This window comes from Amphritea japonica ATCC BAA-1530 (genome assembly GCF_016592435.1).
Taxonomy (GTDB): domain Bacteria; phylum Pseudomonadota; class Gammaproteobacteria; order Pseudomonadales; family Balneatricaceae; genus Amphritea; species Amphritea japonica.
In genome coordinates this window covers 3,078,467-3,093,924 of sequence record NZ_AP014545.1, presented here as the reverse complement: position 1 = coordinate 3,093,924, position 15,458 = coordinate 3,078,467, and the positions used below count along the sequence as shown (strand labels likewise).

The following is a 15,458-nucleotide window of genomic DNA, read 5'->3' as shown; positions in this document are numbered from 1 at the left end:
CAGTCTGTGTGCTCCGCGCTTAGTGGCGGAAGTGACGCATACCGGTGAATACCATCGCCATACCGTGCTCGTTGGCTGCATCAATAACTTCCTGATCGCGCATAGAGCCTCCAGGCTGGATAATCGCCTTGATTCCCGCAGCTGCTGCAGAGTCGATTCCATCACGGAATGGGAAGAATGCGTCTGATGCCATTACTGAACCTTCAACTTCCAGGCCTTCGTCAGCGGCTTTGATACCGGCAATCTTGGCACTGTATACGCGGCTCATTTGTCCAGCGCCAACACCGATGGTCTGGCCATTACGGGCATAGACAATCGCGTTAGATTTAACAAACTTAGCAACTTCCCAGCAGAATAGTAGATCACGGATCTCCTGTTCGGTTGGCTGGATAGTAGTCACGACTTTTAGTTCGCTGACATCAACCATTCCCAGGTCCTGGTCCTGAACAAGCAGACCGCCATTGACCCGCTTATAGTCGAATCGAGCGGTACGATCGGCAGACCATTCACCACATGAGAGCAGACGAACGTTTGGCTTGGCAGCCACGATGTCAGACGCTTCCTGAGTGACGCTTGGCGCGATAATGACTTCAACAAACTGGCGCTCAACGATCGCTGTAGCAGTCGCAGCATCCAGTTCACGGTTGAAGGCGATAATACCGCCAAAAGCGGACGTAGGGTCGGTTTGGAACGCTTTGTTATAAGCTTCCAGAATGTCTGCACCGATAGCTACACCGCATGGGTTAGCGTGCTTAACGATAACGCAGGCGGGCTCTTTGAACGGCTTAACGCATTCTAGGGCAGCGTCGGTATCGGCCACGTTGTTAAAGGAAAGTGCTTTGCCCTGAAGCTGACGGGCTGTGGAAACACTCGCTTCAGCAGGGTTTGCTTCAACATAGAACGCCGCTTTTTGATGCGGGTTTTCGCCGTAACGCATCTCCTGAGCTTTAACAAACTGGGTGTTAAAGGTGCGCGGGAAGTCAGCTGGCTCTTCTTCAGAACCATCGGTGATAGCGCCAAGGTAGTTGGCGATCATGCCGTCATAGGCTGCAGTGTGTTCAAATGCCTGCACAGCCAGATCGAAACGGGTTGGATGAGTCAGACCTTTGTTCTCGTCCAGTTCGGCAATAATACGGTCGTAGTTGTCAGCCGCAACAACGATAGCCACATCTTTATGATTTTTTGCAGCAGAGCGAACCATCGTTGGGCCGCCAATATCAATGTTCTCAATTGCCATGGGCAGATCGCAATCAGGGCGGGCAATGGCCTGCTCGAAGGGATACAGGTTCACTACCACCATGTCGATAGGCGTAATGCCATGCTCGTTCATGATTGTATCATCGGTTCCGCGACGGCCCAGAATTCCACCGTGAACTTTCGGGTGAAGGGTTTTTACCCGGCCATCCATCATTTCAGGGAATCCGGTGTAATCGGATACTTCAATCGCGGGTACATCGTTGTCTTTCAACAGTTTGTATGTGCCACCGGTGGAAAGAATCTCAACACCGCGCTGGGTCAGTGCCTGGGCGAATTCAACGATTCCGGATTTATCTGACACACTGATGAGTGCGCGGCGAACCGGAGTGATTTTCTGCTCTGCCATGGTTTAGTTCTTCTGAATTAAGTTAAAAAAGTAATCGGTTAAAGTAAGCCGTACTGCTTCAGCTTTTTCCGCAGCGTGCCACGGTTCAGACCCAGCAACTCAGATGCTTTAGTCTGGTTGTCACGGGTATAAGTCATGACGGCTTCAAACAATGGGGCTTCAATCTCTGCAAGTACCATCTGATAAACATCCGTTACTGGTTGTCCATCAAGTTGACGAAAGTAGTTATGCATCGAAACCTGTACGCTGTCGCGTAAAGTACGTTCCTGAACATCCATGTTTTCTGTATGTATTACTTGTGTATTCAATGTATTGTTATCCACGTGCATTAACCTAAAAATGAACTGTCACTCAGGCGGCGGCTTCTGCCTTATCCGTTCGGCTAAAAAATGATCGGATCGCGTTTTGCTGGAGTGCAGCTTCTTCTAATTGATTGAACTCTTTTCTAAATAATTCGGAACCGGGCCTGTTTCGGAGGTACCAACCAACATGCTTGCGGGCGATACGAACACCAGCAAACTCGCCGTAAAAATCTGACAGGGCCTCCAAGTGACCTAATAGGGTGTCTCTGACTTCAATCCGGGTCGGAGAGGGTAGCATTTCACCGGTATTGAGGTAATGACTTATCTCACGAAAAATCCATGGATTACCCTGAGCAGACCGACCAAGCATAACGGCATCAGCGCCGGTATAATTCAATACGTCTTGTGCTTTTTTCGCGGTATTGATATCACCATTGGCAAACAGAGGGATATCGATACTGTTGCGAATACGGGCAATCGTGTCATATTCGGCATCGCCCTTATAACCACAGGCCCGGGTTCTACCATGTACCGCCAGAGCCTGAATTCCACAGTCTTCGGCAATGCGGGCAATGGTTTCCCCATTACGGTTATCAGTATCCCAGCCGGTGCGAATCTTCAGCGTTACCGGAAGTTCGACGGCTGCGACTGTTGCCGTAAGTATCTCCCTTACCAGCTGTTCGTCTTTTAACAGGGCGGACCCTGCTGCTTTATTGCAGACCTTTTTAGCCGGGCAGCCCATATTGATATCAATAATATGAGCACCGTTGGCCGCATTAACTCTGGCGGCCTCAGCCATCATGTCAGGGTCGCCACCGGCAATCTGTACGACATGTAAACTTTCATGCTGATCTTTCTGTAAACGGTAACTGGATTTTCGGGTGTTCCAGAGGCGGGTATCAGAGGTGACCATTTCGGAAACCACCATGCCTGCACCTAATCGCCGGCAAAGCTGACGAAACGGTATGTCGGTAACACCGGCCATTGGTGCCAGGATGACCTGACTATCAACGGTGTGTTCTCCGATCTGAAACATGGCTGACCCCGTTTTTTTAAGAAATAGCTGCCCTTGGATACCTGCTGGGTAACCGTTCTACTGCTGTTTTGAAGGCGGACAATAATACTCTTTCAGAGGGGGAGGGCCAAGGACTTTTTGATGCTTTTTTGATCATTTTTGTCGTTTTGACTTGTTGCAAAATAATTTGAAAATGCTATGCAAAGCAGATGTTTGTATTTGCGGAAGTAGCAGGTCAGACTTAATGGATACTGGCGGGTATTGTGAGAATGGCCTCATAGCTGAGTGCTCGGCGGCCTGGATCCAGAATATCGAAACTGACTTTTACCGGCGTTCTGGCGGGCATGTCTATCGGTACTGTTTTGCTGTTTTTCAGGTATTCAGTTGGTTGAATAATCCGTTGGCTGATGAGTTGTCCCCGCCGATCTGAGAAGGATAGCTGAATGGCTGGGAATGGTTGATTAAAGGCCGCCTTGTTTTCTAATAAGAGCGTAACACTCAGTGCTCCCTGGTAATCCTTCTGGGGATGAACGACTAATTGTTGAGTTTTAATCAACTCAAGTGCAAGCGGTGTTTTAAGGTGGCAGGGCAGGTGTTTACATGCCAGTGTATAAATTGAAGCCAGTTCGGGGTAAACGCTGAGTTGTTGTCGGTTAAACCACATAAACTGGCTTGCCAAAAGTAGGCCTGCGAGAAGGGTGCAGATTGTCCAGCCGGCCCAGGAAGCGGGTTCCTCTCTGGTTGCTTTGATCACCACAGGCTCAGGCCGAAAATCAGTAACAGGCGATAAAGGTAGCTCTGCAGGTTTATCAACGGTGTCAGAAGCGGCTCGGTCATCGGTTGTGTCCGAAGCGCTTAAGGCGATGTTGCTCTGTTCTTTGTTGTGGACGTCAGTCGGAGGCACAGATGAGTTGTCTGATCTGGTCTCTATTGATTGCTGTAAAGCCCCATCTTCAGATGAGAGAGTAGAGGTATCGACAGCTATATCTGTAACAGAGAGGTTAGCCTTAAGTGCTGTTGTCTGTACTGGACTGGATTGCTGATCATTGATGTCTTCAGTGTTTATCAGTTCCTGAACCGGTTGCTCCAGCTCAACCGAGCGTTCATCGTCTGGTTCGCTATTTAACTGATCGGCAACTAAAGGCTCTTCTTCGGGTATTACGTAGCGTTTATCGAAACCTGTCGGGCTACGTCGGGGGGGCGCGAACGCGGGGACTTCTATCTGATCAAACAGGGGGTCTTTATGGCTTTGCTCAGACGCTTCCATCGGTGAACTGAGGTCATCGCAACGATAAACCTCAGCGTTAAATACCTCAAGACATGAGCCGCAGCGTACCTTGCCGTTGGCAATTTTTAACTGCCCCTGAGTCACCTGAAATCTGGTGGTGCAGGCGGGGCATTCGGTGACGATGTTAGCGGCCATGATGCTGCGCTATTACCGTTTTAAGCCAGTCACGCGGATCCAGCCTTCTTTCTCTGCGATGATGTCCAGTTCGAATTCGTTACCGTAGGCTTCTCTGATTTCAGTTTCCTGGTCACTTAACAATCCCGAGAGTATGAGTTGGCCGCCTGTTTTGCAGAGTGCCGATAGGGTTGGAGCCAGTTGCACCAACGGGCCTGCGAGAATGTTCGCAACTACCAGGTCTGCGGGATCTTGGGGAGCTTTCTCGGGAAAGAAGACTTTCAGGCTTTCTTTGGGTAATTGGTTGCGCTGCAAATTATCCAGACTCGCATCCAGCGCCTGGGGATCGATATCAACGGCGGTGACATGTTGTGCTCCCAGGAGCAGCGCTGCGATGCCGAGAATACCCGAACCGCAGCCGTAGTCGACGACTTGTTTTCCTTCGAGCGCAAGTTGGTCAAGAAATTCCAGACAAAGAGCAGTCGTGGGGTGTGTGCCGGTACCGAAAGCGAGGCCGGGGTCAAGCATCAGATTAACAGCGTCCGGCTCGGGTACTGCTTTCCAGCTGGGGCAGACCCATAACCGTTTGCCGAATTTCATCGGATGATAGTTATCCATCCACTCTCTTTCCCAGTCTTTATCTTCAAGAATTTCAGTTTTCATACTCGGGAAAGGAGTGTTGGGAAACAATTGTAGGTGAGATTCTTTCAGAAACAGTTCTGTCGCTTCCAGATCATGGTCCGCAGAAAAAAGGCCGGTCAGTACGGTGTTTCTCCACAAAGGAGTAGTGCCCAGGTCCGGCTCGAAGATTGGTTGATCTTCTTTGTCCTGCAGGGTAACGGCTGCGCATCCGGCAGCGAGTAGCAGATCTTCGTATTGATCAGCATTGTCAGGCAGGACGTCCAGTTTTATCTGTAACCAGGGCATGCAGTATTCCTTAATAAGCAACGATATATAGTCTTTATAGCAAGAGCGACAAACGAAAAAAAGCCTCCAGAGGAGGCTTTTTCGTGGTTAGATCCGGATTAGATTCAATCCAGTCCCAGCTTCTTCTCGAGATAATGGATGTTAACACCACCTTCGGCGAAGTTAGCATCTCGAACGATCTCTTGGTGGAGAGGGATATTGCAACGAATACCGTCGATAACCATCTCATCCAGCGCGATTTCCATTCGGCGAAGAGCGGTTGCTCTGTCTTCTCCGTAGGTGATCAGCTTGGCGATCAGAGAGTCGTAATGGGGTGGTATGCTATAACCGTTATACAGGTGTGAATCAACCCGCACGCCGATACCGCCCGGCGCATGAAACTGATTAACTTTTCCAGGACAAGGCATGAAGGTTTTTGGATCTTCAGCGTTAATTCGGCACTCAATAGAGTGGCCGAGGAGTTTAACGTCTTCCTGTTTGATGGAAAGCGGAAGTCCGGATGCAATACGCAGTTGTTCTTTGACGATATCAATACCGGTGACCATCTCCGAGACCGGGTGCTCAACCTGAACACGGGTATTCATCTCGATAAAGTAGAAACCGCCATTTTCATAAAGAAACTCAAAGGTTCCGGCACCGCGGTAGTTGATCTCATTACAGGCATCAACACAACTTTTCAGAACTTTGGCGCGGGCTTCAGGATCCAGATGTGGCGCAGGCGCTTCTTCAACAACTTTCTGATGACGACGCTGCATTGAGCAGTCACGGTCATACAGGTGCACTGCGTTGCCCTGACCATCGGATAGAACCTGAACCTCAACGTGGCGAGGGTTTTCCAGGAACTTCTCCATGTAAACCGTATCATCGCCAAATGATGCTTTAGCTTCAGCTTTAGTCACATAAACAGAGTTCAGCAGGCTGGCTTCACTATGCACAACACGCATGCCGCGACCACCGCCACCGGCAGCTGCTTTAATGATAACGGGATAGCCAATTTTGCGTGCGATCTCAATGACTTTGTTGCCGTCTTCGGGCAGCTCGCCGTCAGACCCGGGAACCGTGGGTACGCCAGCTTTTTGCATCGCTGAAATGGCCGCTACCTTATCTCCCATGATGCGTATTGTTTCCGCTTTAGGGCCGATAAAAGCGAAACCGCTCTGCTCAACCCTTTCTGCGAAATCAGCATTTTCAGCCAGGAAACCATAGCCTGGGTGGATACCCATAGCATCGGTGACTTCAGCAGCAGCAATAATGGCAGGAATGCTCAGATAACTTTGAGCCGAGGATGCCGGGCCAATACATACCGCTTCGTCTGCAAGGCGAACATGCATCAGGTCACGATCCGCTGTCGAGTGGATTGCAACGGTTTTGATGCCGAGTTCTTTGCAGGCTCGGAGGATACGCAGAGCGATCTCACCCCGGTTAGCAATAACAACTTTTTCTAGCATGTTGTGAACCTGTCAGATGAATAACTTAAACGATAACTACCAGTGGCTGATCAAACTCAACCGGCTGGCCATCTTCTACCAGAATTGCTTCGACAACACCTGCTTTGTCAGAATCAATTTGGTTCATCATTTTCATCGCTTCAACGATGCAGATAGGATCACCAACTTTAACGGTCTGTCCTACTTCAACAAAAGATGAAGAGGTTGGAGATGGAGAGCGATAAAAGGTTCCAACCATCGGTGACAGTACAGCGTTGTCGTTGGATGTCGAAGCAACAGGTGCTACCGCAACTGGAGCTGCTACTGGTGCAGCCACGGGTGCTGCTACTGCAACAGGAGCGGGTGCTGCAACAACGTTGGAGCCACGACTGATGCGAACAGACTCTTCGCCTTCGTGAATCTCAATCTCGTTAATGTTGGATTCTTCCAACAGTTCAATCAGTTTTTTAACTTTGCGAATGTCCATGTTAATGAAATTCTCTATTAATTCAGATGTTAAAGTGACTCAATCCGGCTAATAGCGGATTGTAATGCAAATTCATAACCCAGGACGCCCAGACCACAGATCACACCGACAGCTACATCCGAAAGATAAGAATGATGGCGGAATGACTCACGGGCGTGCACATTGGAGATGTGGATCTCGATAAAGGGGATAGCAACCCCCAGTAATGCGTCACGCAGTGCGACACTGGTGTGAGTATAGGCAGCAGGATTGATCAGTATAAATTGAACCTGCTCATCTCGGGCTTGATGAATCCGCTCGATAAGAACATGTTCAGCGTTGCTTTGCAGGCTATCCAGTTGATGACCTGCCTGCTGAGCAAGCACAGAGAGGCGTTGGGTAATATCCTGTAACGTATCGGCACCATAAACCTCGGGCTCGCGAGTACCGAGCAGATTAAGGTTTGGACCGTTAAGAAGCAGTATTTTAGCCATTAATTAGCCTCATATGACGCAAGATCGCGACCGATGGGTATATAAGACTCAATATTTTGCCGTAAAAGATAAACGCTGTAAACATCTTTACTACTTATTGTGTTTTATCATCAATTTACCCGACGTTCTGGATAGTTTCTGATCAGAATTTAACTTGTATCTCTGTTTTAGACCGGGTTTCAGATCATCAATTGTTAAGCGAGTGCAGTTTCAGGCGCAACCAAAGGGGAAGTCATAGTATAGTTAATCATTATTTACAGGATGTCCGGCATTGACCCGCTCTGGCAAATCGGACATATTGCGGTGCAATAAGTGCTTTATCGTTAAAGGAAATACCATGGATATGTTACAGCGGTTGTGGTTGAAAATGTGGGACAGGCTGACGGGACTCAAGTTAATGGGGCCTATCGGTGTTGTTATAGGGCTGTATCTGCTTGTGAGTTTGGTGTTAGGTATCTGGTGGAGCCAGGAGCCGGATCCATTTGAGGTGCAACCTGTATTTATTCAAACCACTGAAGGTGTGGAAAAGCCGGTTATCGGTTCAGCAACAGTATCAACACTGATTGCTATTACAGATACCTTGTTACAAAAGCCCGGCGGATATCTGTCTAATGACCGCACCCCTCCAGGAGTCTGGCTTGATAATATTCCCAACTGGGAATTTGGTGTATTGGTTCAGGCCCGAGATATGTCCCGGGCGATGCGAAAAGATTTTAGCCGTTCGCAGTCGCAGTCAACTGAAGATGTGGACCTGAAAGAAGCAGAACCGCTACTCCATTTTGATAATAACAGCTGGCTTATTCCTTCGAGTGAAGGGGAATACAAAAAATCACTTAAGTTCCTGCGCGCTTATGAAGCCCGCTTAATTGATCCACAGCAGCAAGATGCGCAGTTTTATGCCCGCGCTGATAATTTGCGGGGCTGGTTGGCGGACGTATCTACCCGATTGGGTAGTTTATCTCAGCGACTCAGTGCCAGTGTTGGTCAGAAAAGGGTTAATACGGATCTTGCTGGCGAAGAAAGTGCTCGCCAGTCAACCAACAATGCCGCCGAACTTGAAGTGAAAACCGGTTGGTTTGAAATTGATGATGTGTTCTACGAAGCACGCGGTACTGCCTGGGCGCTGATTCATCTTCTGCAAGCTGTAGAGGTCGATTTTGCTGATGCGCTTGAGAAGAAAAATGCATTGATCAGTTTGCGCCAGATTGTTCGTGAACTTGAAGCGACTCAGGGGACTGTCTGGAGTCCGATGATTATGAATGGAAATGAATTTGGTTTATTGGCAAACCATTCATTAGTGATGGCTTCCTATATCTCCCGTGCGAATGCAGCAATTATTGATCTGCGGACGCTACTGGAACAGGGTTAAGCTGAGAGATAAGCAGGGCTTTGAAATATGGGAAACAGTATGATTCGGGTTGTCTTTAATCAAAAAGGTGGTGTCGGTAAGTCTAGTATCAGTACCAATCTTGCAGCGATCAGCGCTAGCAAGAATAAGCGTACGCTGGTGGTGGATCTGGATCCACAATGTAATACCAGTCACTATCTCTTAGGTGAGCGGGTGAATGACACTGAGGGAGATATTAAAGATTTCTTTGAGCAGACGCTGAGTTTTCAGGTGCGCCCAAAAGAGATTACTGACTTTATTCATTCCACTTCCTATGAAAATCTTGATCTGTTGCCGTCTAATCCGGAGTTAGGTGATCTGCATGCAAAGCTGGAAGCGAAGCATAAGATCTATAAATTGCGTGATGCGTTACTGAATCTTGAGCAGTACGATGCGATCTATATTGATACACCCCCGGCGTTCAATTTTTACACTCTGTCGGCTCTATGTACGGCGGATAGCTGCCTGATTCCATTTGACTGTGATGAGTTCTCCCGTCAGGCGCTCTATAGCCTGATGTATAATATTCAGGAGACGCAGGAGGACCATAACGATCGATTAAAAATTGAAGGTATTGTGGTTAATCAGTTTCAACCCCGTGCTAATGCGTCGAAAAATATTGTCGAAACGCTAAAAGATGATGACCTGCCGGTACTGGAAGCAAAAATATCTTCATCGGTGAAGATGAAAGAGTCCCATAATGAGTGCAAACCGTTGATCTATTTTGCCCCAAAGCACAAGCTTACGCAGGAATTTATGGCTTTATATGAAGAGTTGAACGGGTAGTCATGTGCTTATAGTTTGTTGCCTAATGCCACATATAAACGTGGCAGCTTAACCGCTCTTATAAGAAACGCACCTCAGGTGCGTTTTTTTGTGATAGGGGGCTAAGACTTTCTGCTTAGGCTGGAGTATGATATTTCAAAATTTTGGGCTGACTCTGATGCTGCTATCAGTTGATGCTTCTGTTTATCTTATCGTCGCCTTGAAGAGAGACTTCAGTATGCGTATTCATGAAATTAACCACCCTTTGGTAAAACATAAAATCAGCCTGATGCGGGCTGCCGATATCAGTACTCGCGCTTTTCGTCAGTTGGCGGCAGAGGTGGGTGCTCTACTGACTTATGAAGCGACTAAAGATCTGACCACTGAAACCTATCAGTTTGAAGGCTGGTGTGGAGAGATGACCGGTGAACAGATTAAAGGTAAAAAAGTGACTGTTGTGCCTATTCTGCGTGCGGGCATCGGCATGCTGGATGGTGTTCTTGATCTGATTCCCAGCGCTAAGATTAGCGTGGTCGGGTTGTATCGGGATGAGGAAACACTTCAACCTGTTACATATTTCGAACGGCTTACCAGTGATATGGAAGAGCGTACGGCACTGGTTATCGATCCGATGCTGGCAACCGGTGGTTCAATGAATGCCACTATCGATATGTTGAAAAAAGCGGGCTGCACAGAGATCAAAGCGCTGGTATTGGTAGCTGCTCCTGAAGGAGTAAAGGCGGTGAATGAAGCTCATCCGGATGTAGAGTTATATACAGCGGCGGTGGACAGTCACCTTAACGAAAACGGTTATATTATTCCGGGTCTGGGCGATGCGGGTGATAAGATTTTTGGTACTAAATAAAGGGCAGTTCAGATGAATCATAATATTGATGATAGCTTGAACGGCAGCGAACCGTTGTGGCGGACCGTCCTGGCGGGGTCTCAAATGCTGTTTGTTGCTTTTGGTGCGCTGGTGCTGATGCCGTTATTGACCGGAATGGATCCGAGTGTTGCGTTGTTTACCGCAGGCTTTGGTACGCTTCTGTTCCAATTTGTGACTAAGCGTCAGGTGCCGGTTTTTCTGGCCTCTTCGTTTGTATTTATCGCACCGATTCTTTATAGCACTCAAACCTGGGGGATGCCTGCTACCTTAGGCGCGCTGTTCTGTGCTGGTCTGATGTATATGATGCTGGCCATGGCGGTTAAGTTTCGCGGTGTTGGTTTCTTACACCGTCTGCTGCCACCGGTGGTCGTTGGTCCGGTCATCATGGTCATCGGTCTTGGTTTGGCGCCTATTGCTGTGAATATGGCGATGGGCAAAGCTGGTGACGGTAGCATCCAGTTGTTTCCTTATATTGATTCGATGATCGTATCGATGTCCGCATTGGGAACAACGTTGCTAGTGGCCACGTTTGGTAAAGGCGTGTTTCGCTTGTTACCGATTTTAGCGGGTGTGGTTGTGGGTTATCTGGTTGCTAACTTTTATGGCATGGTTGATTATCAGGTTGTGTCCGATACAGCCTTTATCGCGGTGCCTGCGTTCGTTATGCCAGAGCTTAACTGGCAGGCGATTCTGTTTATGATTCCCGTGGCTATTGCGCCTGCAATTGAGCATGTGGGGGATGTTCTGGCTATCGGTCATGTGACCGGAAAAGACTATATTAAGAAGCCGGGTCTGCACCGTACTTTGTTTGGAGATGGCTTGGCGACCTCTGCTGCGGCGCTATTTGGTGGTCCACCTAATACAACTTATTCTGAGGTCACTGGTGCGGTGATGCTGACCCGCTCCTTTAATCCGATGATTATGGTGTGGGCGGCGGTCTTTGCGATTCTGATGGCATTTGTCGCGAAGTTTGGTGTGCTGCTGCAGACGATTCCAGTGCCGGTTATGGGCGGTATTTTGATTCTGTTGTTTGGCTCTATTGCAGCCGTAGGTCTGAATACTTTGATCAAAGCGCAGGTCGATCTGGCTGAGCAACGTAATCTGGTTATTGTTGCCACTACGCTGGTATTTGGTATTGGTGGGATGGTGATCGGTCAGGGTGAGTTCAGTATGCAAGGCGTGAGTCTGTGCGGTATTGTTGCTATCGTACTTAATCTGATCTTGCCGATGAATAAACCCGTTGCGAATGATCTTCGTGAAGAGCAAGAAGTTGTTGATGACTTGGTTGATCATGCCAATAAATGAATGAGGTCGGCAAAGCCTGAGGTTACGCTTCAGCTTTGAATGATTCTGATTAAACCGGCTTATGCCGGTTTTTTTATGGGATTTTAGCGTGTAAGGGTTATCCCTTGTTTTGTTGCATTTCAACAGATGGGGTGGAACACTGTGTCACTGTTTTAGTGAGGATGATCTGATATGACGATTAATAGTTTTGGTGTGGTGGGAGCTGGTCAGATGGGTGGCGGTATTGCCCAGGTTGCAGCCTGTTCTGGTTTTGATGTTGTTCTTTATGATCTTAATGATTCGGCGTTAACGCGCGGTGTGGGAGCGATTAGCGCGAGTCTTTCCCGAATGGTTAAGAAAGAAAAGCTAACTCAGGATGAAATGGATCAGGCTCTGGCCCGGATTAAGCAAACCTCCGATATGGCAGATATGGTCTCTGTTGATATTGTGGTTGAGGCGGCCAGTGAGGATGAGGAGATCAAGAAGAGCATCTTCCGTCAACTGGACGAGGTTTGTCAGCCCGGTGCCATTCTTGCGACTAACACATCGTCAATCTCTATTACCCGTTTAGCTGCGGCGACTTCCCGGCCAGGCCAGGTGATTGGAATGCACTTTATGAATCCGGTGCCGATGATGCAGCTGGTAGAAATCATCCGTGCGTTGCAAACAGAGGAAGCTGTATTTGATAAGGTTAAGCAGCTTTCATTGGACTTGAATAAAGTGCCGGTAGATGTGAAAGATGCGCCCGGTTTTGTGTCTAATCGCATTCTTATGCCGATGATTAATGAAGCGGTATTTTGTCGCTATGAAAATCTGGCGTCAGCTGAAGAGATTGATACCGTAATGAAGCTGGGAATGAGTCACCCAATGGGGCCTCTGGCATTGGCGGATCTGATCGGTTTGGATACCTGTCTGAGTATTATGGAGGTATTGTACGATAACTTTAAAGATTCAAAATATCGTCCTTGTCCTTTGTTGGTACAGATGGTGGATGCGGGTTATCTGGGACGTAAGAATGGCCGGGGTTTTTATCACTACGACTAGCCAGAACGGCACTACGTGCCTTGCCAGACGCGACTTCGTCGCTTGCTAGGAAAAGATAAGAGCGCCAAAGGCGCTCTTTTTATGTCATCTGTCGATCCAAAGCGGACAAGGCTGAGTAGCTAGAGCGTTGCTTCTCAACTCGCTAGAGGGAAAAGCCAGTCCATATCTGATTATCGAAAGGCATTATCAAGGTTTTTGGTATCAAATCCGGGCACTGATTGTTTTGCCATGGCAAAGCGGTAGAGTACGACAGTCAAAACCGACTTGGCTATCTGGTTGAGAAGGGTTAAAGCTAGAATGTACACAGTCCCAAATATAATGATATGGATGGTTCTGGTGCTTTCTATATTGGCGTAATAGATAAATATCAGGAAGACCGGAAGGCTGAGTAGCAGGGTATACAACCAAATACTAAATTGCGCACTAACATTTTCACCCCAGCTTTGTTTCATCAAATTGATGCTGCTCCCAACCGATGAAAAAACATTCTTTCGTTCGAAGATCATTACCGGCATAACAAAGTAGGTGAGAGCAGACCATGCGGTACCTATAATTGAGCGTAAAATACGACCGCCCTTTTCGTTGCTTTCTATTACACTGAGTAACAGACCAACAGTACCTGAAACCACTGACCAGGCGAGAATCGATAGAAGATGCGCATTTGCTGCTTTAAAACCATCGCCGAGGGTAGTGTCTTTCCCATCAAGGCTCAGCGCTGCTGCACCGATCAGGGCAGCATTGAAATAGATGGTTACAAATGACAGGGCGAAGTACAGTATCAGAGCTAATAAAGCCCCAAGCCAGGGGATTTCTCCTGTTTTGTCTTGGGTCTCAATCCATCCCTGAATATTGTCCGGTCCAATGCCTAAATAAAAGGCTGCAATTATCCCTACGGATGCTATACCTGAAATCAATGGAAACAGTGCCAGAGACTTATCATTCCATATGACGGCTAAAGATTGTTTCCCCAACTGCCAACCATTAGAGAGTCGATCAAAAAATCCCATACTAAACTTTCCTGTTCTGTAATGAGTTATTGAAAATAATCAGAGCCTGTAATTTCCAATACTTATCTCCTATCTGATTGATTTTGCTATAGCTAATGGTTTTTTACTATAAAAAAGTGCCTCAATCGCTTACTAAGGGAGTTGCAAAACGGCCCATATGGCTACAAAAAAGAGCGCAGATGCGCCCTTAATCTTTTTCTAGCAAGTCGTGTAGCGACGTCTGGCCACTAGCAGGAAGCGAAGCTTTCGTTCTAGCTACTATCGAAATTTATTTCGACAGGTATCGAATACCTTCTTCCATGCCTCCCAGTGTCAGCGGATACATTTTATCGTCCATGATCTGCTTTATCATCTGAGTGCTGGCCGTGTAGCCCCAGTAGCGATGATGACTAGGGTTTAACCAGATCGCTTTATCCCAGTTGTCCAGTATGCGTCTTAGCCAGACTGCTCCGCTTTCAGGGTTACGGTGTTCAACACTGCCGTAGCGCTCGGTTACTTCGTAGGGGGCCATTGATGCGTCGCCGACGAAGATGATGCGGTAATCTTTGCCATAAGTATGCAGTAGATCGAATGTATCGATATGCTCGTTCCAGCGGCGCTTATTATCTTTCCATACCCGTTCGTATACGCAGTTATGGAAGTAAAAGTATTCCAGATGTTTGAACTCAGTTCGGGCGGCGGAGAATAGTTGTTCGCATTGCTTGATGTAGGGATCCATCGACCCACCGACATCAAAAAATAGCAGAACCTTAGCGGCATTGTGACGTTCAGGTACCATCTTAAGGTCCAGTAGGCCGGCGTTGTTGGCTGTGGACCGGATGGTATCATCCAGATCCAGCTCTTCGGCGGCACCTGTTCGTGCGAATTTACGAAGTTTTCGCAGCGCAACTTTCATGTTGCGAGTTCCCAGTTCAACGCTATCATCCAGGTCACGGAACTGACGCTTCTCCCATACTTTGACCGCTCTCTTGTGTTTGCTTTCTCCTCCGATCCGCACCCCTTCAGGGTTATAGCCGCTATGGCCAAAAGGTGAAGTGCCTCCGGTGCCGATCCATTTACTGCCTCCAGCATGACGCTTTTCTTGCTCTTCAAAGCGTTTTGCCAGAGTCTCCATGAGCTTGTCCAGGCCGCCTAATCTTTCTATCTCGGCTTTTTCTTCTTCGCTGAGATTGCGGATGAAATCAGATTCCAGCCAGTCTTCTGGAATAATATTATTCAATGGATCAGGCAGTTCAGCGAGGCCTTTGAAGTAGTGGCTGAAAGCCAGATCAAAGCGGTCGAAATATTTTTCATCTTTTACCAGGCAGGTGCGGGCCAGTAGATAGAAGTCATCCCAGTTCCCGAACGCCAGATGTTTTTCTAAAGCTTCCAGTAGCGTCAGAAGCTCTTTAATAGAAACAGGCACCTGGGCTTTGCGCAGGGTGTAAAAGAAGTCTACGAGCATTTTTA

At 47.9% G+C, this 15,458-nt stretch carries 15 protein-coding genes; 5 read left to right on the top strand and 10 right to left on the bottom strand.

Annotation, left to right across the window (positions count from 1 at the left end; translation table 11 throughout):
- Nucleotides 1-19: 19 nt before the first annotated feature.
- From purH to aroQ, 8 genes are all read right to left on the bottom strand, one after another.
- Nucleotides 20-1,603 (bottom strand): bifunctional phosphoribosylaminoimidazolecarboxamide formyltransferase/IMP cyclohydrolase, encoded by a 1,584-nt coding sequence (purH, locus tag AMJAP_RS14310; protein ID WP_019623228.1) that lies wholly within the window; start codon nucleotides 1,601-1,603, stop codon nucleotides 20-22.
- A gap of 38 nt (nucleotides 1,604-1,641) precedes the next feature.
- Nucleotides 1,642-1,926, bottom strand: coding sequence for a DNA-binding transcriptional regulator Fis (gene fis, locus AMJAP_RS14305; protein ID WP_261872439.1), 285 nt, complete (start codon nucleotides 1,924-1,926; stop codon nucleotides 1,642-1,644).
- 28 nt (nucleotides 1,927-1,954) lie between these two features.
- Nucleotides 1,955-2,941: a tRNA dihydrouridine synthase DusB gene (gene dusB, locus AMJAP_RS14300; protein ID WP_019623226.1), complete on the bottom strand. Its 987-nt coding sequence runs from the start codon at nucleotides 2,939-2,941 to the stop codon at nucleotides 1,955-1,957.
- Between the two features lie 220 nt (nucleotides 2,942-3,161).
- Nucleotides 3,162-4,343, bottom strand: coding sequence for a DUF3426 domain-containing protein (locus tag AMJAP_RS14295; protein ID WP_019623225.1), 1,182 nt, complete (start codon nucleotides 4,341-4,343; stop codon nucleotides 3,162-3,164).
- A gap of 12 nt (nucleotides 4,344-4,355) precedes the next feature.
- Nucleotides 4,356-5,249 (bottom strand): 50S ribosomal protein L11 methyltransferase, encoded by an 894-nt coding sequence (gene prmA, locus AMJAP_RS14290; protein WP_019623224.1) that lies wholly within the window; start codon nucleotides 5,247-5,249, stop codon nucleotides 4,356-4,358.
- Between the two features lie 104 nt (nucleotides 5,250-5,353).
- Nucleotides 5,354-6,697, bottom strand: coding sequence for an acetyl-CoA carboxylase biotin carboxylase subunit (gene accC, locus AMJAP_RS14285; RefSeq protein ID WP_019623223.1), 1,344 nt, complete (start codon nucleotides 6,695-6,697; stop codon nucleotides 5,354-5,356).
- A gap of 25 nt (nucleotides 6,698-6,722) precedes the next feature.
- Complete coding sequence (accB, locus tag AMJAP_RS14280; protein WP_019623222.1) at nucleotides 6,723-7,163, bottom strand: acetyl-CoA carboxylase biotin carboxyl carrier protein; 441 nt, start codon at nucleotides 7,161-7,163, stop codon at nucleotides 6,723-6,725.
- A 29-nt stretch (nucleotides 7,164-7,192) separates the two neighbouring features.
- A complete protein-coding gene (gene aroQ, locus AMJAP_RS14275; protein ID WP_019623221.1) occupies nucleotides 7,193-7,636 on the bottom strand; it encodes a type II 3-dehydroquinate dehydratase in 444 nt (147 codons plus the stop codon).
- 337 nt (nucleotides 7,637-7,973) lie between these two features.
- On the opposite strand from aroQ, the gene AMJAP_RS14270 reads away from it, so the two are divergent.
- The 5 genes from AMJAP_RS14270 to AMJAP_RS14250 all read left to right on the top strand — a co-directional run bounded on the left by AMJAP_RS14270 (nucleotide 7,974) and on the right by AMJAP_RS14250 (nucleotide 13,002).
- Nucleotides 7,974-9,005 (top strand): DUF2333 family protein, encoded by a 1,032-nt coding sequence (locus AMJAP_RS14270; RefSeq protein ID WP_019623220.1) that lies wholly within the window; start codon nucleotides 7,974-7,976, stop codon nucleotides 9,003-9,005.
- A 27-nt stretch (nucleotides 9,006-9,032) separates the two neighbouring features.
- Nucleotides 9,033-9,809 carry a ParA family protein gene (locus tag AMJAP_RS14265; protein ID WP_019623219.1) on the top strand — a complete coding sequence of 259 codons (777 nt, stop codon included), beginning with the start codon at nucleotides 9,033-9,035 and terminating at the stop codon, nucleotides 9,807-9,809.
- 217 nt (nucleotides 9,810-10,026) lie between these two features.
- A complete protein-coding gene (upp, locus tag AMJAP_RS14260; protein WP_026340274.1) occupies nucleotides 10,027-10,653 on the top strand; it encodes a uracil phosphoribosyltransferase in 627 nt (208 codons plus the stop codon).
- A gap of 12 nt (nucleotides 10,654-10,665) precedes the next feature.
- Nucleotides 10,666-11,979: a uracil-xanthine permease family protein gene (locus AMJAP_RS14255; RefSeq protein ID WP_019623217.1), complete on the top strand. Its 1,314-nt coding sequence runs from the start codon at nucleotides 10,666-10,668 to the stop codon at nucleotides 11,977-11,979.
- Between the two features lie 171 nt (nucleotides 11,980-12,150).
- The gene (locus AMJAP_RS14250; protein ID WP_019623216.1) at nucleotides 12,151-13,002 is read left to right on the top strand and encodes a 3-hydroxybutyryl-CoA dehydrogenase; all 852 of its coding nucleotides are present in this window, start codon (nucleotides 12,151-12,153) and stop codon (nucleotides 13,000-13,002) included.
- Nucleotides 13,003-13,172: 170 nt separating this feature from the next.
- Here the strand turns inward: AMJAP_RS14250 and AMJAP_RS14245 are convergent, their stop codons facing one another.
- Both AMJAP_RS14245 and AMJAP_RS14240 read right to left on the bottom strand, forming a co-directional pair.
- Nucleotides 13,173-14,009, bottom strand: a complete 837-nt coding sequence (locus AMJAP_RS14245; protein ID WP_019623215.1) for a DUF6159 family protein — start codon at nucleotides 14,007-14,009, stop codon at nucleotides 13,173-13,175.
- A gap of 268 nt (nucleotides 14,010-14,277) precedes the next feature.
- A complete protein-coding gene (locus tag AMJAP_RS14240) occupies nucleotides 14,278-15,453 on the bottom strand; it encodes a vWA domain-containing protein (protein WP_019623214.1) in 1,176 nt (391 codons plus the stop codon).
- Nucleotides 15,454-15,458: the final 5 nt, after the last annotated feature.